At 69.8% G+C, this 17,688-nt stretch carries 13 protein-coding genes; 3 read left to right on the forward strand and 10 right to left on the reverse strand.

Annotation, left to right across the window (positions count from 1 at the left end):
• Positions 1 to 38: 38 nt before the first annotated feature.
• Both EDD92_RS12665 and EDD92_RS12670 read right to left on the reverse strand, forming a co-directional pair.
• Positions 39 to 1,676 (reverse strand): glycoside hydrolase family 13 protein, encoded by a 1,638-nt coding sequence (locus tag EDD92_RS12665; RefSeq protein WP_123964394.1) that lies wholly within the window; start codon positions 1,674 to 1,676, stop codon positions 39 to 41.
• A gap of 135 nt (positions 1,677 to 1,811) precedes the next feature.
• Complete coding sequence (locus EDD92_RS12670) at positions 1,812 to 3,083, reverse strand: ABC transporter substrate-binding protein (protein ID WP_123964395.1); 1,272 nt, start codon at positions 3,081 to 3,083, stop codon at positions 1,812 to 1,814.
• A gap of 121 nt (positions 3,084 to 3,204) precedes the next feature.
• On the opposite strand from EDD92_RS12670, the gene EDD92_RS12675 reads away from it, so the two are divergent.
• The 3 genes from EDD92_RS12675 to EDD92_RS12685 are packed head-to-tail and all read left to right on the forward strand — an operon-like array spanning position 3,205 to position 7,169.
• Positions 3,205 to 3,720: a PadR family transcriptional regulator gene (locus EDD92_RS12675; RefSeq protein WP_030933343.1), complete on the forward strand. Its 516-nt coding sequence runs from the start codon at positions 3,205 to 3,207 to the stop codon at positions 3,718 to 3,720.
• A complete protein-coding gene (locus tag EDD92_RS12680; protein ID WP_123964396.1) occupies positions 3,717 to 4,469 on the forward strand; it encodes an ABC transporter ATP-binding protein in 753 nt (250 codons plus the stop codon). The genes EDD92_RS12675 and EDD92_RS12680 overlap by 4 nt, the downstream gene beginning before the upstream one ends.
• A gap of 39 nt (positions 4,470 to 4,508) precedes the next feature.
• Positions 4,509 to 7,169, forward strand: a complete 2,661-nt coding sequence (locus EDD92_RS12685) for an ABC transporter permease (protein WP_123964397.1) — start codon at positions 4,509 to 4,511, stop codon at positions 7,167 to 7,169.
• A 106-nt stretch (positions 7,170 to 7,275) separates the two neighbouring features.
• On the opposite strand, the gene pgi is transcribed toward EDD92_RS12685, so the two are convergent.
• The 8 genes from pgi to EDD92_RS12725 all read right to left on the reverse strand — a co-directional run bounded on the left by pgi (position 7,276) and on the right by EDD92_RS12725 (position 17,599).
• Positions 7,276 to 8,931 carry a glucose-6-phosphate isomerase gene (pgi, locus tag EDD92_RS12690; RefSeq protein WP_123964398.1) on the reverse strand — a complete coding sequence of 552 codons (1,656 nt, stop codon included), beginning with the start codon at positions 8,929 to 8,931 and terminating at the stop codon, positions 7,276 to 7,278.
• Positions 8,932 to 8,987: 56 nt separating this feature from the next.
• Positions 8,988 to 10,256: an MFS transporter gene (locus EDD92_RS12695; RefSeq protein WP_123964399.1), complete on the reverse strand. Its 1,269-nt coding sequence runs from the start codon at positions 10,254 to 10,256 to the stop codon at positions 8,988 to 8,990.
• A gap of 131 nt (positions 10,257 to 10,387) precedes the next feature.
• Complete coding sequence (locus EDD92_RS12700) at positions 10,388 to 10,723, reverse strand: RNA polymerase-binding protein RbpA (protein WP_003976875.1); 336 nt, start codon at positions 10,721 to 10,723, stop codon at positions 10,388 to 10,390.
• 211 nt (positions 10,724 to 10,934) lie between these two features.
• A complete protein-coding gene (secG, locus tag EDD92_RS12705; RefSeq protein WP_078912428.1) occupies positions 10,935 to 11,171 on the reverse strand; it encodes a preprotein translocase subunit SecG in 237 nt (78 codons plus the stop codon).
• A 109-nt stretch (positions 11,172 to 11,280) separates the two neighbouring features.
• Positions 11,281 to 12,057: a triose-phosphate isomerase gene (tpiA, locus tag EDD92_RS12710; RefSeq protein WP_123964400.1), complete on the reverse strand. Its 777-nt coding sequence runs from the start codon at positions 12,055 to 12,057 to the stop codon at positions 11,281 to 11,283.
• Between the two features lie 5 nt (positions 12,058 to 12,062).
• Entirely contained in the window at positions 12,063 to 13,274 is a 1,212-nt protein-coding gene (locus tag EDD92_RS12715; protein WP_030933321.1) for a phosphoglycerate kinase, read from the reverse strand.
• 131 nt (positions 13,275 to 13,405) lie between these two features.
• Positions 13,406 to 14,416 carry a type I glyceraldehyde-3-phosphate dehydrogenase gene (gene gap / locus EDD92_RS12720; protein ID WP_123964401.1) on the reverse strand — a complete coding sequence of 337 codons (1,011 nt, stop codon included), beginning with the start codon at positions 14,414 to 14,416 and terminating at the stop codon, positions 13,406 to 13,408.
• Between the two features lie 228 nt (positions 14,417 to 14,644).
• On the reverse strand, positions 14,645 to 17,599 hold the full coding sequence (locus EDD92_RS12725) for a M14 family metallopeptidase (RefSeq protein ID WP_123964402.1): 2,955 nt from the start codon (positions 17,597 to 17,599) through the stop codon (positions 14,645 to 14,647).
• Positions 17,600 to 17,688: the final 89 nt, after the last annotated feature.

Below are 17,688 nucleotides of genomic sequence, written 5' to 3' on the forward strand. Positions count from 1 at the left end.
AACTGACGAACAATCAGGGGGTGGTGGGGCGGTGGTGGTCAGAGGTCGTTGATCCACCAGGCCGCCGTCGAACCGGGCAGCACCCCTGCCGTGCAGGGGCCGCTGGACAGCAGCGGGGTTCCGGAGACCGGTGCGGGCATGGGCGCGGTACCGAAGTTGACGGCGCAGACGAGGCCGTCGCCGCGAGTGAAGGCGAGGACGCCCGGCGGGGTGTCCAGCCAGTCGAGCGATCCCTCGCCCAACTGGGGCAGTGCGGCTCGCAGTTGGAGGCCGTCGCGGTACAGGTGCCAGAAGGAGCGGGTGTCGGCGAGGGCGCGGTCGGTGGCGTACTCGGCGAAGTACGACGGCTGCGGCAGCCACGGCCGCGCGCTTTCGGCGCCGGAGGTGAAGCCGAAGGGTGAGGCCTGTCCGGACCACGGCAGCGGTACCCGGCAGCCGTCGCGGATGCGCGCGCGGCTTCCGGTGCGGCGGAAGATCGGGTCGGTGAGCACGTCGTCGGGCAGGTCGACGACCTCGGGCAGGCCCAGTTCCTCGCCCTGGTAGATGTACGCGGCTCCGGGCAGCGCCAGCATCAGCAGCGCGGCGGCGCGGGCGCGGGCCGTGCCCAGGCCGCTGCCCTCCGGCGCGGGTTCGCCGTAGCGGGTGACGGTGCGGACCTGGTCGTGGTTGTTGAGCACCCAGGTGACCGTCGAGCCCGTGCCGGCTATGTCCTGCATGGCCTCGGTGATGACCTTGCGGAAGGCGTCGGCGTTCCAGGGTGCGCTGAGCAAGTCGAAGAAGAAGGCCTGGTGGAGTTCGTCCGGGCGGACGTACTGCGCGTGTTCGCGTGCGGTCGGGACCGACACCTCGCCGACCAGCAGCCGCTCGCGGCCGTCGCGTGCCGTGTACTCCTCGCACACCGCCCGCCAGTGCCGCCACACGTCGTGCACCTCGGGCTGGTTCCAGGCGAGCGGGTTGACGGAGTCGCGGGTGCGGGCGTCGGCCTCGGGGTCGTCGGAGTCGGGCAGTTCGGGGTGCTTGTAGAGGCCGGCGGCGACGTCGATGCGGAAGCCGTCGATGCCACGGTCGAGCCAGAAGCGCAGGACCCGGTCGAACTCGGCGCCGGTCTCGGGGTTGCGCCAGTTCCAGTCGGGCTGCTCGGGCGCGAACATGTGCAGGTACCACTGGCCGGGGCGGCCGTCCGGCTCGGTCACCCGGGTCCAGGCGGGGCCGCCGAACATGGAGTGCCAGTTGTTGGGCGGTTCGCAGCCGTCGGCGCCGCGGCCGTCGGCGAAGTGGAAGCGGGCGCGGGCCGCGCTGCCGGGTTCCGAGGCGAGCGCCTCCTGGAACCACGGGTGCTCGCTGGAGCAGTGGTTGGGCACGACGTCCAGCAGCACCTTGACGCCGAGCTTCCGGGCGGCCGCCATCAGCAGGTCGAACTCGGCGAGGTCGCCGAAGAGCGGGTCGACATCGCAGTAGTCGGCCACGTCGTAGCCGTGGTCGTGCTGCGGGGACGGATAGAAGGGGCTCAGCCAGATCCCGTCGACGCCCAGCTTCTTCAGATACGGCAGTCCGGCGCGGACCCCGGCCAGATCGCCGATGCCGTCTCCGGTGCTGTCCAGGAAGCTGCGGACGTACACCTGGTAGATCACCGCGTCACGCCACCAGCGACCCTGCGGCGGGTACTTACTCAACATGCATGCATGTTAGGTAGGCGTGTCGTGAGGGTGTCAATGAAAGAAACGGAAGCTACTGCTGAGTCAGCATGGCAAAAGCGGACTTAGAGGGGCATTCTGAGGTCAGATGAGACTTCCGCGTTACTTAACAAGTAACTAGCGACTGGAGACGGCCGCCAGCTCCCGCGCCAGCCTCTGCACCGCCGCGGCCGGGGTCTCGTGCCCGGTCATGGCGTCGTGCACGACCGCCTGCACCACCAGGCTGACCTGGTCGTAGCGCGGGCTCTTGGGGCGCGGCGCGGCGTGCAGGACGCTCGTGCGCAGGGTCGGCAGATACGGGAACCGCCGTATCAGCTCGGGGTCCTGGTACAGCGCGGCCCGTACGGGCGGCAGCGCGCCGCGGGTGAGGACCTGGCGCTGGACGGGCTCACTGGTGAGGTACGCGAGCAGGCGCGCGGCGGAGTCGGGGTGCTGTGCGTGCGTGTTGACGGCCAGGTTGGAGCCGCCGAGGACGCTCCTGCCGGGCCCGTCCGGGCCGGGCAGCGGTACGGCGCCGATCCGGCCGGCGACCGGGGAGCCCTTGGCGGAGGCGCCGACGTAAGCGTAGGGCCAGTTGCGGAGGAAGAGCAGACGGCCGTTCTGGAAGGCCTGCTTGGACTCCTCCTCCTTGTACATCAGCGCCTTCTTCGGGATCCAGCCCTCGCGCACACCCCGGGCGAGGAAGCCGATGCCCTCGCGGGCGGCCGCCGAGTTGACGGTGACGCGTGCGCCCTCGTCGCCGAGGATGCTTCCGCCCGCGGAGTAGACGGCCTCGGCGGCGTTGACGGTGAGGCCCTCGTACGGGAGGAACTGCCCCGCGTAGCCGTCGAGTCCGTACTTCGGCGCGATGGTCTTCGCGTCGTACTCCAGCTCGGCCCAGGTGCGCGGCGGCGGGACGCCCTCCTTGGCGAGGATGTCCTTGCGGTAGAGGAGCAGTCCGGCGTTGGTGACGTACGGGACGGCGTACAGATGGCCGTCGTAGGTCGCCGTGTCGACGACCGGCTTCAGGAAGCCCTTCATCGGGAAGCGGTCGCGGGGCAGCGGCCGTATCCAGCCCGCGGCCGCGAACTCGGAGGTCCAGCTGACGTCGATGTTGAGGACGTCGAAGCGGCTGCGGTCGCCGCCGCGCAGGTCGGTGACCATCTGCGCATGGGTCTCGTCGGCGGAGTCCGGAAGCTCGACGAGGGTGACCTTCTCACCGGGGTGGGTGCGGTTCCACCCCTGCAGGAGGGGGTCGAGGTAGTTGGTGAGGTCTCCGGCGGTGGCGAGCGTCAACGGTCCGCGGCCGCCCGCCGTGCCCTCCTCGGCGCGGGCGCCGGAGGCGACGTACCCGGTCATGACCACGACGAGAACAAGGAGGCCCCTACCCGCGGCATGGATCCACCGCATAGGTTCCTCCCTGTACACCGGCGCCGGGCATCTTCGCCCGGAGTCAGAGGCCATGTATACCTGTTAGGTATGCGCGATACTAGGGCCTGGAGCACATTACGAGGACAGGAGGACAGCACGAGTGCGCCTGCCCCTCCTGGCACTCCTGGCACGCGGTCCGGCCCACGGCTACGAGCTCAAGCAGGACCTTGAGCAACTGCTGGGCTCCGCGTACCCTCAGCCGAACGTCGGCCAGATCTACGTAACCCTCGGCCGCCTCGAGAAGCAAGGGCTGATCGAGGGCGAGGACGTCGAGCAGTCGAGCCGGCCCAACAAAAAGGTCTACCACCTCACCGACACCGGGCGGGAGGCGCTGCGCGCCTGGTTCGAGGAGCCCGAGGACGAGCCGCGGGTGCGGGACGAGTTCTTCATGAAGCTGGCGCTCGCTCCGCAGACCGGTCTCGCCGAGCAGATCGCCCTGATCAACAAGCAGCGGCGCCAGTACCTCAACACCATGCGCGACCTGTCGAAGCTGGCCGCCGCCGAAGACCGCGACAACCGCATCGCCCATCTGCTGATCGAGGGCGCGATGCTGCACCTGCAGGCCGACCTCGACTGGCTGGAACGGTGCCAGGAAGAGCTGGAGGAGCTGGAGTGAGCGACAGTCCCGCTCCCGTGCTGCACGCAGAAGGCCTGGTCAAGACGCACTACGGCGAGGGCGCGCCGGCGCATGCCGTACGCGGGGTCGACCTGTGCGTCCGGCAGGGCGAGTTCGTGGCCGTCACCGGCCCGTCCGGCGCCGGCAAGTCGACCTTGCTGCATCTGCTGGGCGGGCTGCAGCGGCCCGACGGCGGCAGCATCCGGCTGGACGGTGAGCGCACGGATGCATGGAGCGAGGCGCGCTGGGCGGTGGAACGCAGGAAGCGGATCGGGATCGTTTTCCAGTTCTTCAATCTCGTCTCCAATCTGTCGGTCGCCGACAACGTGGAACTGCCGGCCCTGCTCGCTGGGGTCGCACCGAAGCAGGCGCGGGCCGAGCGGGAGCAGTTGCTCGGCGAACTGGGGCTTGGCGGCAAGGAGCGGAGCATGCCGGGCGAGCTGTCCGGCGGTGAGCAGCAGCGCGTCGCACTGGCCCGGGCCCTGGTCAACCACCCGCCCCTCCTCCTGGCCGACGAGCCCGCGGGCAGCCTGGACAGCAAGGGCACCCGTGAGGTGATGCGGCTGCTGTCCCGCTTCCACCAGCGCGGCCAGACGATCGTGCTGGTCACCCATGACGCCCGGCTGGCGAGCGCCGCGGACCGTGTGATCAGCTTCTTCGACGGCCGGATCGCCGACGACGCGGAACTGGACGGCACCGGGGCGTCCCGCAGGAGCGGGATATCCGGGGTGCTGGAGCTCAGGGACTGACATGCGGGTGTACGACGATCCCCGGAAGGCCTGAGCCGTATGCGAGCAACACTGCGCTGGGCGCACTCCGATCTGCGCACGCACCGCGGCGAGGCGCTGTTCCTGGTCCTCGCCACCGCCGGGATCGTGGTGTCGCTGCTGCTGGCGACGGCCCTGTTCGGGTACGCCACCAACCCCTGGCAGCGGATCTTCACCCAGGAGCGCGGCGCGCACGTCTGGATCCACACGGACAAGTCCGCCCAGGTGGGGAAGCTGGCCGGCCTGGACGGGGTGCAATCCGTCGCCGGCCCCTACCCCATCGCCGCCGCCACCCTCACCTCACGCGGCACCCGCGCCGCTGTGGAACTGCGCGCGACGCCCGAGCGCCCCTCCGTCGGCCGCCCGCTGCTCGACGCCGGCCACTGGCTGGACTCCGCCACCCCCGACGGCGTGGTCCTGGAGAGCCGCCTCGCCCGCGCCCTGCTCGCCGAACCGGGCGACACGCTCACCCTGCCGGGCACGGCACGGACGGTGACCGTCGTGGGCGTGGCCGACAGCGCGGAGCCCCGCTACCGCGCGAACGAGCAGCCGGGCCTGGTCTGGGCCCTCCCCTCCGCCGTGCCCCACCCCACCGGCCAGGTCATCGGCCTGCGCCTCACCGACCCCGACGACACGGACTACGCCGTCCAGCGCGCCGTCACCGTCCTGGGTGCGGGCGCCATCGGCGAGGTCTCCACCTGGCAGCAGGCCCGCGCCGAGGCACAGGGCGACAACAGGCTGCTGGGCCAGGTCCTGGGCCTGTTCGGCCTGGGCGCCCTGGTGGCCGCCGGTCTCGCCGTCCACGGCGCGATCGCCACCCGCATCCGCGGCCACCTGCGCGACATCTCGGTCCTGAAGGCGATCGGCTTCACCCCGGCCCAGGTCGTCCGCGTGTTCCTCTTCCAGCACATCGCCTACGCCGTCCTCGGCGCCGCAGCCGCTGCAACGCTCATCCAGGCCGTGGGCAGCCACTTCCCCGGCCGCCTCGGAGACGCCCTCGGCGTATGGCAGGGCCTGCCCGGCCACACACCGACCCTGATCGCCATCCCGGCGGGCGCGGTGCTCTTCATCGGCGCAACAACGGCCCTCGCAGCCTGGCGAGCGGGCCGCGTACCACCGGTCCCGGTCGCCCGGCCTGCGGGTGCGGGGCGTGCAGGGCTGTTCCTGGCTCGCCGAGCGCTTGACCCGCAAGCCGCAACTCCCCCGGCCCACCAACTGCCACACGACGCCCGACAGACACCCGACCCCCAACCCCAAGCCCCCACCGACAGCCGCCCCACCCACCCGGCACACGGATCCCCAGCCCAGCACTCCGCCACCCCCCGACCTGCGGTCACGGAAGGCAGGGGGCTACTGGGGATGGCCCGGCGGGTCCTGGGGCTGGAGCCGCGGACCGTCGCTTCGGCGGGTCATGCGCCTTCGGGTCCGGCGCGAGGGGTGTTCAGTCGTCGGGCCGCGGCTGCGGTGACCGGGCGGGCCGGCGAGCCCACGCGCCGCGCCACGAGCCTGCAGCAGAGCGCGCCCTCCGGCGGGCACCTCTCCGGCATGGCCCGGCGGGCTCTGGGTCTGGGCGTGCCGCCCGCCTTGGTGCTGGGCTGGCACACGGCCTCTGTCCGTCGGCTGCGGTCCCTGGCCACCGTGGCCCGACTGGCACTGCCGCTGCTGCTGATCGTCGTGGCGATGAGTGCCTGGACCACCATCGACCGTTTCCACAGCAGGCCCGAGCAGATCGGGCTGCCGGCCGCGCTCACCGTCCACGCCGACGCGGGTCTGAGCGACGGGGCCGCCCGCGCCCTGTTGCAACGCGACCCGCAGGTCGCCGCCGCCTACCCGGGTGTCGAGGTCGCCGCCCTGGTGCCGGGCCAGACGGCCACGATCGCCCTGCGCGGCCTCGGCACCGGCCAGAACCCCTACCCGTACACCCTTGCCGAGGGCCGCCCCGCCCGCGGCAGCGACGAGGCGGTTGCCGGACAGGGCCTCCTGGACCTGCTGGACGTCCGCGTCGGCGACTGGGTGCGGATGACGGTCGGCGACCAGCCGCAGATCCTGCACATCGTGGGCCGCAGCATCGAACCCGAGAACGCCGGCCGGGTCATCTCCACTTCGCTCGACACCCTCCGCGAGAACGACCCGCGTCTCACCTCGACCCTCTACCAGCTCCGCCTGCGCCCCGGAGCCGACCCGCACGCGGTCGCCGGCCGGCTGGCCGCCGCCGGGCACGGCCGGCTCGACGTGCACGCCGTGCCTAACCCTGCCGACGGGCTCTCGCCCCTGCGCTCGGTCGTCGTCGGCCTGATCGCCGTCCTGGCCCTCATCGGGCTCGTCGAACTGCTCACCGCGATCGGCGGCACGGTCCGCGAGGGCGAACGCGACCTGCTCGCCCTCAAGGCCATCGGGCTGTCCCCGCGCCAGATCACCGCGATCACCGTCACGGCCACCGGCAGCACGGCCCTGGCCGCCGTCCTCGCCGGTACGGCCCTGGGCACCCCCCTCGCACACTGGCTGATCGACTCCCAGGGCAGATCGAGCGGCATCGGCGCGGGGATAGCGCAGAGCCCGTCGCCGGTACTGCTCGTGCTCTTCGGCGCCGCCGCGGTGCTCGGCGCGGCCGCACTCGCCGCCCTCCCGGCGGCACGCGCGGCAAGACGACGGCTCGCGGACACCCTCAGCGCGGTGGCCTGACCGGGGCGGCCGGGCGCATCAACTGCCGTAGAAATCCTGCGGGTTGTACGGCGACGGGAAGCGGACGGTCACGCGCCGCTCGCTTCCCCTGGCCGCAGCGGCGGTGTTACGCCCGGCCCCGCAGCTCCCGGTACTTGGCGACCAGCGCCTTGCTGGACTCGTCCAGGCCCGCCACCTCCGCCCCCTCGGTCAGTGCGGGCTCGACCCGCTTGGCCAGCACCTTGCCGAGCTCGACGCCCCACTGGTCGAAGGAGTCGATGTTCCACACCGCACCCTGCACGAACACCTTGTGCTCATACAGCGCAACCAACTGGCCCAGCACGGACGGCGTCAGCTCGCGCGCGAGGATCGTCGTCGTCGGGTGATTGCCCTTGAACGTCTTGTGCGCCACCAGTTCCTCCGGCACGCCCTCGGCCCGCACCTCGTCCGGTGTCTTGCCGAAGGCGAGGGCCTGCGTCTGGGCGAAGAAGTTCGCCATCAGCAGGTCGTGCTGCGCCTTGAGCCCGTCGCTCAGCTCGGCCACCGGCTCGGCGAACCCGATGAAGTCCGCCGGGATCAGCTTCGTGCCCTGGTGGATCAGCTGGTAGTAGGCGTGCTGCCCGTTGGTGCCCGGCGTGCCCCACACCACCGGCCCCGTCTGCCAGTCCACCTCCTGCCCGTCCCGGCCCACGTACTTGCCGTTGGACTCCATGTCCAGCTGCTGCAGATAGGCGGTGAACTTGGAGAGGTAGTGGCTGTACGGCAGCACCGCATGCGACTGGGCGTCATGGAAGTTGCCGTACCAGACGCCCAACAGGCCGAGCAGCAACGGCACGTTGGACTCCGCGGGCGCCGACCTGAAGTGCTCGTCCACCAGCCGGAACCCGTCGAGCATCTCCCGGAAGCGATCCGGGCCGATGGCGATCATCAGCGCCAGCCCGATCGCCGAGTCGTACGAGTACCGGCCGCCGACCCAGTCCCAGAACTCGAACATGTTGGCCGTGTCGATGCCGAACTCCGACACCTTCCCGGCGTTGGTCGACAGCGCCACGAAGTGCTGGGCGACGGCCTCCTGACCGGCTTTCAGCTCGCCGAGCAGCCACTCGCGCGCCGAGGTCGCGTTCGTGATCGTCTCGATGGTGGTGAAGGTCTTGGAGGCGATGACGAACAGGGTCTCCGCCGCGTCCAGGTCACGGATCGCCTCGTGCAGGTCGGCGCCGTCGACGTTGGACACGAAGCGGACCGCGAGATCGCGGTCGGTGTAGCTGCGCAGCACCTCGTACGCCATCGCCGGGCCCAGGTCCGAGCCGCCGATGCCGATGTTGACGACGTTCTTGATGCGCTTGCCGGTGTGGCCCGTCCAGGCGCCGGAGCGGACCCGTTCGGCGAAGTCGGCCATCTTGTCGAGCACCGCGTGCACACCCGGGACGACGTTCTCCCCGTCGACCTCGATCACCGCGTCACGCGGGGCGCGCAGCGCGGTGTGCAGTACGGCGCGGTCCTCGGTCGTGTTGATCTTCTCGCCGCGGAACATGGCGTCCCGCAGGCCGAAGACGTCGGTGGCGGCGGCCAGCTCGCGCAGCAGCCGTAGCGTCTCGTCGGTGACGAGGTGCTTGGAGTAGTCGATGTACAGGTCGCCGACCTGGAGTGTGTACCCGGCGCCGCGTCCCGGGTCGGCGGCGAACAGGTCCCGCAGCCGCACTTCGCCGAGCTCCTCACGGTGCTTGGCCAGCGCGGTCCACTCGGGCGTCTGGTTGAGCCTGTTACGGACGTCTGCGTTCATTTCGGACTTCAGCCTTCTTTCCTGCCTTGCCCCGCTGCCGGTCCCAACCTAGTTGATCAGCGCGTGACATGAGCGGTCGTGGTGTCGCCGTGCGGCGCAACCACAGGTACGTCCGGCTTGCGGGCAGGTATCAGGGCGAGGACCGACAGAACGAAGAAGGCGGCGGTGAGCAGGGCCGGCGTGTTCAGCCCCCAGGCGGTGGCGACCACCCCGCCGAGCAGCGCGCCCAGCGGTGCCCCGGCGACGGCCAGGGTACGGAAGGCGGAGCTGACCCGGCCGAGCAGGTCGGCGGGGGTGCGCTGCTGCATCAGCGTGGTCGTGTTGACGTTCCACACCATTCCCATGAAGCCGAACACCGCGAGTGCTGCCGCCATCGCGGTCAGGCTGCGCACGCTGCCCATGACGACGAGGGCGCCTATCTGCACGAGGCCGGCGAGCAGTACGGCCCGCATGGGCCCGAGTCGGGCGGTGATCTGCCGGTTCGCGGCTCCCCCGGCCAGGCCGCCGACGGTGTAGGCGGTGGTGGCCGCCGCGTATCCGGTGGTGCCGGCGTCCAGCCAGCCGGTCACCAGGACGACCAGGGTGGCGATGAGAGCGCCCATGCCGATGTTGCACAGGGCGGTCGCGGCGCACAGTCCGCGCAGGGCCCGGTCGCGCCACAGGGTGCGCAGCCCCTCCGCGATCTCTCGGCGCAGGGTGCTTCCCGCCGGTTTCGGCCCGCGCTCGGGTGCCGCGGTGCGCAGCGAGGCGACCAGCGCGGCGGCCACCAGGAAGGTCCCCGCGTCGGCCGCGAAGGGAACGGCGGCCCCGGCGGCGAGCAGCAGGGGCACCGCCGGTGCCCCTATCAGGCCGCCCGCGATCTGCTGTCCCGTCATCAGCCGGGCATTGGCACTGCCGAGCGCCTCCTGGTCCACCAGGGCGGGCAGCAGGGCCGTGGAAGCGTTGTCGAAGAGCGTCTGGAGAGTGGTCAGCACGAAGGCGAGCGCGATGAGAAGCGCGATCGAGGCCTGGCCGAGCTCGACGGCCACGGCGAAGGCGGCGACGAGCACTCCTCGTACCGCATCCACCGTCCACATCGCGCGCCGCTGGTCCACCCGGTCCGCGACCGCGCCGCCGAGCAGTCCGAAGACGATCCAGGGCAGATAGCCGCAGGCGGTCACGGACGCGATGAGCAGGGGGCGGTCGGTCAGGGAAGCGGCGAGCAGGGGCAGCGCCGCACCCCGCAGCGCGTCTCCGAACCGGGACACCACCGCGGCCGTCCACAGCCGCCCGAATCCCCCGCGCCACGCGGGCGCAAGACTGCCCGCCTCCTCGACCGTCGCCACAACTCCCCCTCACGATCTGCCGATACACAAACCGTAGAGGGCACCACTGACAATCGGTCCGGAGGCGGCCGGGGCCGGGTACGAAACAGCTCCGGCCAGACACCCCTCGGTGCCCGGCCGGCTCTCAACTCCTAGATCTCGCCCCGCAGTTTGGCGAGCGCCTCGGCGAGGATCGCCTCGCCGTCCGCGTCACTGCGCCGTTCCCGTACGTACGCGAGGTGCGTCTTGTAGGGCTCGGTGCGCGGCGGGTCCGGCGGGTTGTCCCGGTCCTGTCCGGCGGGGAAGCCGCAGCGCGGGCAGTCCCAGGTCTCGGGAACCTGCGCGTCGCTGGCGAAGCTGGGCTGCGTCTCGTGCCCGTTCGAGCACCAGAAGGAGATGCGCAGACGCGGCGCGGACTCGCCGCGCTCGGCCTCGCCCATCGGCCCCGCCCCGACCCGGCTTCCTCGGATCGCGTTGCCACTTGCCACGGTCGTAACTCCCTGCGTGATGGTGCCGCGAAGCGAGTCGGCGTTTCGCTTCGTTGCGAGCGCCTCAGTCTACGTAAGGCCCAACGCGCGTCCAGTGATTGGAGTTACACCCCCCACACCTAGACGCAAGCCCCATGATAGGCCGCGCTCAGCTGCGCGTACCGAACATGGGGCCTTACGTGCGGAATGTACGTGCTGTGTGCGTCGCTGCTCAGCTGTTCGACTTCATGATGATGCCGAGTACGACAATGCACGCGAACCAGAGCAGACCGATCACCACGGTGATGCGGTCGAGGTTGCGCTCGGCGACCGAGGAGCCGCCGACGGACGACTGCATGCCGCCACCGAACATGTCGGAGAGGCCGCCGCCCTTCCCCTTGTGCATCAGCACCAGCAGCATCAGCAGCAGGCTGAAGACGATCAGGGCGATCGAGAACCCCAAAACCACGGCTGGACCAACTTCCTCGGATTCGGATGAACGACGGGGGCACAGCAAACCAAGCTGTGCCCCCGCAAGGGTACGACGTATCGCCGCTACCGCATACTCCCAGCTCGTGTCACTGGTCGCGGAAGCGCACGATCTTGACGAACTCGTCCGCGTCCAGCGAGGCGCCGCCGACCAGGGCGCCGTCGATGTCGGCCTGCGCCATGATCTCCGCGACGTTGCCGGCCTTGACGGAGCCGCCGTACTGGATGCGGACCTGGTCGGCCAGCTCCTGGGTGTACAGCTCGGCGATCTTGCCACGGATGGCGGCGCAGACCTCCTGGGCGTCCTCGGCGCCGCAGACCTTGCCGGTGCCGATGGCCCACACGGGCTCGTAGGCGATCACGATGGTCTCGGCCTGCTCGGCCGGGAGGTCCTTCAGACCGCCCTCGACCTGGGCGAGCGTGTGGGAGACGTGGTTGCCCGCCTCGCGGACCTCCAGCTCCTCGCCGACACACAGGATCGGGGTCAGGCCGTGCTTGTATGCGGCCTTGACCTTGGCGTTGACCAGTTCGTCGGTCTCGTTGTGGTACTGGCGGCGCTCGGAGTGGCCGATCGCCACGAACGTGCACTTGAGCTTGGCCAGCATCGAGCCGGAGATCTCGCCGGTGTAGGCGCCGGAGTCGTGGGCCGAGAGGTCCTGGGCGCCGTACTTGATCTTGAGCTTGTCGCCGTCGACCAGGGTCTGCACGGAGCGCAGGTCGGTGAAGGGCGGCAGGACGGCGACCTCGACGGCCTCGTAGTCCTTGTCCGCGAGGGCGAAGGCGAGCTTCTGGACGTGGGCGATGGCCTCGAGGTGGTTGAGGTTCATCTTCCAGTTGCCCGCCATCAGCGGCGTGCGCGTGCTCATTAAGGTCAGTCCTCCAGTGCGGCGAGGCCGGGGAGCGTCTTGCCCTCGAGGTATTCGAGGGAGGCGCCGCCACCGGTCGAAATGTGGCCGAATGCGTTCTCGTCGAAGCCCAGGAGGCGCACGGCCGCGGCGGAGTCGCCGCCGCCGACGACCGTGAAGGCCGGGGAGTCGAGGAGGGCCTGGGCGACCGCCTTGGTGCCCTCGGCGAAATCGGGGTGCTCGAAGACGCCCATCGGGCCGTTCCAGAAGACGGTGGCGGCGTCGGTGATCTTCGAGGCGTACAGCTTGCGGGACTCCGGACCGATGTCCAGGCCCATCTGGTCGGCGGGCACAGCGTCCGCGGCGACGGCGGTGGGGTTCGCCGGGGCCTTGGTCTTCAGGTCCGGGAACTCGGGGCCGACCAGCACGTCGACGGGCAGCACCAGCTCGACGCCGGTCTTCTCCGCGCGCTCGATGTACTCCAGGACCGCCGGGATCTGGTCCTCCTGCAGGAGGGACTTGCCGATCTCGTACCCCTTGGCCTTGAGGAAGGTGTACGCCATGCCACCGCCGATGAGCAGGCGGTCTGCCTTGCCGAGCAGCTGGTCGATGACGGCGAGCTTGTCGGAGACCTTGGCGCCGCCGAGGGCGACGACGTAGGGCCGCTGCACCTCTTCGGTGAGCTTCTTCAGTACGGCGACCTCGTTCGCGATGAGGTAGCCGGCGGCGTGCGGCAGGCGCGCCGGGAGGTCGAAGACCGAGGCGTGCTTGCGGTGCACCGCGCCGAAGCCGTCGCCGACGTAGACGTCGGCGAGGGCGGCCAGCTGATCGGCGAACTCGCCGCGCTCGGCGTCGTCCTTGGACGTTTCGCCCGCGTTGAAGCGCAGGTTCTCGATGACCGCGACCTGGCCGGGCTCGAGGCCGTCGACGGCGGCGTGGGCGGCGGGGCCGACGGTGTCCTGGGCGAAGGCCACGGGGGCGCCCAGGAGTTCACCGAGGCGCTCGGCGGCCGGAAGGAGGGAGAACGCCGGGTCCGGCGCACCCTTGGGTCGGCCGAGGTGCGAGGCCACGACCACCTTGGCGCCCGCGTCCGCGAGGGCCTTGACGGTGGGCAGGACGGCGCGGATGCGGCCGTCGTCGGTGATGAGGCCGTCGGCGAGCGGCACGTTGAGGTCGGCGCGGACGAAGACCCGCTTGCCGTCCACGCCGTCGGCGAGAAGTTCGTCGATCGTCTTCATGTGAGGACTCCTGGTGAGGGCTGCTCTGATCGTACGAGGGCTGATCCGTACGTGAGTCAGGGCCCGGGCGGCGCGTCCCTGCGCTGCCCGAGCCCTGCGTTCACATCGAGTTGCCTGCTCTGTGGATCAGATCAGAGCTGGTTGCCGACGAAGACCGTCAGGTCGACGAGGCGGTTCGAGTAACCCCACTCGTTGTCGTACCAGCCGAGGATCTTCACCGAGTTGCCCTCCTGGACCATGGTCAGGGAGGAGTCGAAGGTGCAGGAGGCCGGGTCGCTGACGATGTCCGAGGAGACGATCGGGTCCTCGGTGTACGACAGGTAACCCGCCAGGTCGCCGTCCTCGGAGGCCTTCTTGAACGCGGCGTTGACCTCGTCCTTGGTGACCTCGCGCTGCAGCGTCACGACCAGGTCGGTGGCCGAACCGGTCGGGACCGGGACGCGCATGGCGATGCCGTCCAGCTTGCCCTTGAGCTGCGGCAGGACCAGGGCGGTGGCCTTCGCGGCACCGGTGGTGGTCGGGATGATGTTCTCGGCGGCGGCGCGGGCGCGGCGCAGGTCCGAGTGCGGGAAGTCCAGGATGCGCTGGTCGTTGGTGTACGCGTGGACCGTCGTCATCAGGCCCTTGACGATGCCGAAGTTCTCGTCGAGGACCTTCGCCATCGGCGCCACACAGTTGGTGGTGCAGGAGGCGTTGGAGATGACGTGGTGGTTGGCCGCGTCGTACTTGTCCTGGTTGACACCCATCACGATGGTGATGTCCTCGTCCTTGGCCGGAGCCGAGATGAGGACCTTCTTGGCGCCGCCGGCGATGTGCTTCTCGGCGTCGGCCTTCTTCGTGAAGATGCCGGTCGACTCGACGACGATGTCGACGCCCAGCTCGCCCCACGGGATGTCGGCGGGGTTGCGCTCGGAAAGAACCTTGATGGTGTGGCCGTCGACGGTGATCGTGTCGGCGGTGTGCGACACCTCGGCCTTGAGGCGGCCCAGGATGGTGTCGTACTTCAGCAGGTGGGCGGTGGTCGCGGTGTCACCCAGGTCGTTGACAGCCACGATCTCGATGTCTGCACCCTGCTCCAGCAGTGCGCGGAAGTAGTTGCGACCGATACGACCGAAGCCGTTGATGCCTACGCGGATCGTCACGAACCGATCTCCTCGTTGGTACGCCGGCCATGCGGTGCCGGCGAGCTCTGTTTGGGATGTCCCCGACCACCCCCGACCCTACCTCCCTGAGGGCCCCGGAGTGACATCGAGATGCCGCATACACGGGCAGGCGGTCCGTACCCGCCAGTAGGGGTACGGACCGCCCGGGTCGAAAGATCTACTCACTCTTTTTGACTACGGAGAGCTGGTCATCGTTGACCAGGGTGTTCACCCTTCGAGGGTCGCGAGGGCCTTCTTGATGAGGGCGTTGCGGTCTGCCGCCGCGGTGACGTGCTCCAGGCCGAAGCCCAGCAGCACGGTCCGGTCGGTGGTGATCGCTCCGTATGTCCTGAACAGGGCTCCGGTGCGCGTCCAGTCCTTGAGGACGGCCGGGCTGCCCGCGGGCGGTCCGGACACGCTCCAGGCGCCGAGCGACGTCTCGAAACCCTCGGTCTGCGTCGCGGTGCCGCCGACGACGAGCGAGGCGTCGTCGGCGAGGACGCCGTGGCCGCCGGTACCCGGGTCGGTGACGTAGCTGACGGAGACCTCCACGGACTTGCCGGCGTACGCGCTCAGGTCGAAGTTGACCTGCTGCCAGCCGTTTGAGGCGCCGGTGAGGCTGTTCCAGGCGCCGCTCGTGCCGGTCGCGGTGCAGTTGTTGTCGGCGATGGTCAGGTAGTGCTTGAGCCACGGGTGCTCGTTCACGAAGAAGCCCGCCCCGCACTCGCTCGGCACGGTCTGGCTGGTCGCGCCGCCCTTCTCCGGGAGGGTCGTCCAGTCGTCGGCGCCGGTGGTGTGGGCCTCGACGATGACGTGGTCGTACCCGGGCTCGGTGTCCCACAGCAGTTGGCTGCGCAGGGTGGGCTGCTGGGCCGCAGTGACACCGGTGAGGTCGATGGTGCGGGTGAGGCGCTTGTAGGCGTCGTCGGTGTGGACGGCGGCCGCCATGTACGAGCCGGAGTACGGCCCGTACGGGTTGACGGTGCCGGCGAACTGGCCCGCGCCCGCACTGGCGAACTGCGGGTACTTGTCGGCGGGCAGCGAGTCGGAGGTGACGCTGTAGGTACCCGCCTTGTCGAGCGGATTGCCGGTGGCGGCACCCAGCGCCCCGGTGACGCCGTCGAGCTTGCCGGAGCCGGTGAAGCCGGTGGCCCCGGGGGTCGACGTACGGGAGTAGGCGCCCAGGTAGTACTGGCTGAAGTCGTTCGACAGGGTGCCGCCGCCGAGGTCGACGCTGCCGCCGGCCTGCTCGCCCGCCTCGATCAGCTTGCCTCCCTCGTTGAGGTACGCGCGCAGCTGGAGCTGGGTGGCATTGCCCGGGACACTCGCGCCGGTGTAGTGGACGACCGTCCTGAAGTGCTTCAGCACGCCGAGCGCGTCGGGCGCGCCCTGGGTGGCGACGTCCCAGACGATCGCCTTGCGGCCGTTGGCTTTCAGCGCGTCCACGTAGGTCTGCGCCTGTGTGGCGGCCGCGCCCTCCTCGGCGACGACGAGTGTGTCGGCCTTGGGCCGCTGGGCGACGGTGTAGGTGAAGTGCTCGCTGGAGACCTTCTTGCCGCTCCGGCCCTTGCCGGTGAACCACACCTCGACCTTGTCGCCCGGATCGCCGTCCTTGACCTTGGCCCGGTACTCGTCGAAGTGCAGGTTGTCGTCGCCGCCGTACGTCTCGCCGCCCTTCCAGGCCTTGAGCGCCAGGTCCTCCGTACGGCCGCCGTTGACGCGGTACTTGAGCTCCTTGTCGCGCACGGCCTTGCGTACGACGACGGAGACCTCCTGGTCTGCGCCGCGCGAGTACGACGTGGCGAACGTGGCCGGGGTGAAGTCGGCGGCGGTCAGGCCGAGCGAGGAGGACGGTGTGTCGGGGTGCGGGGCCGTCTCGGCGACGGACAGCGCGAACGGGATGTTCTTCTCGAACTCCTGCTGGATCAGCTTCTCGTCGTCCGGGAAGTTGAAGACGGACTGGCAGTCGGCCGCCTTCCACTGGTCGTTGGGGTCGATGTTCGACGCCGTCTGACACGTCGACATCTCAGGGGTGAACATCGACATGCCGTTGACGTTCCCCGCGTGCCCGTCCGCCTCGCCGTTGGTGGTGTACAGCTCGGAGGAGACCTGCGGGCGGTAGCCGGGGATCGCGGAGTGGTCCGGCGAACCGGCAAGGGCCTTGAAGACCACGTCGTCGGGGGTCGGGGTGGCCACCTGCCAGCCGACGCCGTAGAGGAGGAGTTCGGCGGCGGAGTGGTAGTTGATGGCGTACCTGAAGCCGATGCGCTTCTCGAAGGCGTCCAGTGCCCTGGTCTCGGGCTCGGAGGCGGGGCTCGCGCCGCGATAGGTCTCGCTGGTGGGGTTGGGGGACGAACCCTCGTCGTCGTAGCCCCACTTGTAGGCGAAGTTGCGGTTGAGGTCGACGCCGTCACCGGTGGAGATGACGCCGTCGCCGTTGACGTCACGCAGGTTCTTGCGCCACAGGCGGGTGTTGGTGTCCTTGAAGGTGTAGTCGTAGCCGTCGGGGTTGGCCGAGATCACGAACCACAGCTCGGTGGAATCGACGATCTTCTTGATGCGCTTGTCGGTCCTGTAGTGGTCCAGGTAGTAGTGCATCAGCCGGCGGGTCATCTCCGGCGTGATCCACTCGCGCGCATGCTGGTTGGACAGGTAGAGGGCGGAGGGCTTCGAACCGTCCTTGGACTTCTTCGCGCCCTTGGTCAGTTTGAGGGCGAGGATGTCCTGTCCGTTGACGGTCTTGCCGATGGAGACGACCTTCGTGAGACCGGGGTTCTCCTGCCCGGTCCGGACGATCTCCTCCTTGAGGCCGCCGCTTCCGCCGTACGGGCGGAACACTCCTTGGGCGGCGGCGTCCACGCGCTTCTCGGCCCTGGCCGAAAGAGTGTGCTCGGTGAGGGCGACGCCCTGCTTCTCGAGTTTGTGGGCCTGTTGGCCGGTGAGGTAGACCTCGACCGAGGCGGTGCCCTTCTCCGGGATCTGCTCGCCGAGTTCGTGGCCGTCCTGTCCGGCCGCCAGCAGCAGGGGTACCTGCTTGGCGGTGACGTCGGCGCGGTAGACCTTGACCTCGTTGGGGTCGGATCCCTGCGAACTTCCGTTCTGCGCCTGGGCTATGGGTGCGAGGCTCGCTCCGCCGAGCAGGAGCGCGCCGACAGCGAGGATCGATCTCGCTCTGTGTCTCATGAACCCCCCTAGCAATGGTCCGCCACAGCAGCGAACTGTTGCCAGGCTCATGACACTTCATGATCGAGTCAAGAGTGCCTCACGGACAG

Origin of the sequence: Streptomyces sp. TLI_185 (genome assembly GCF_003814765.1) — a bacterium.
Taxonomy (GTDB): domain Bacteria; phylum Actinomycetota; class Actinomycetes; order Streptomycetales; family Streptomycetaceae; genus Streptomyces.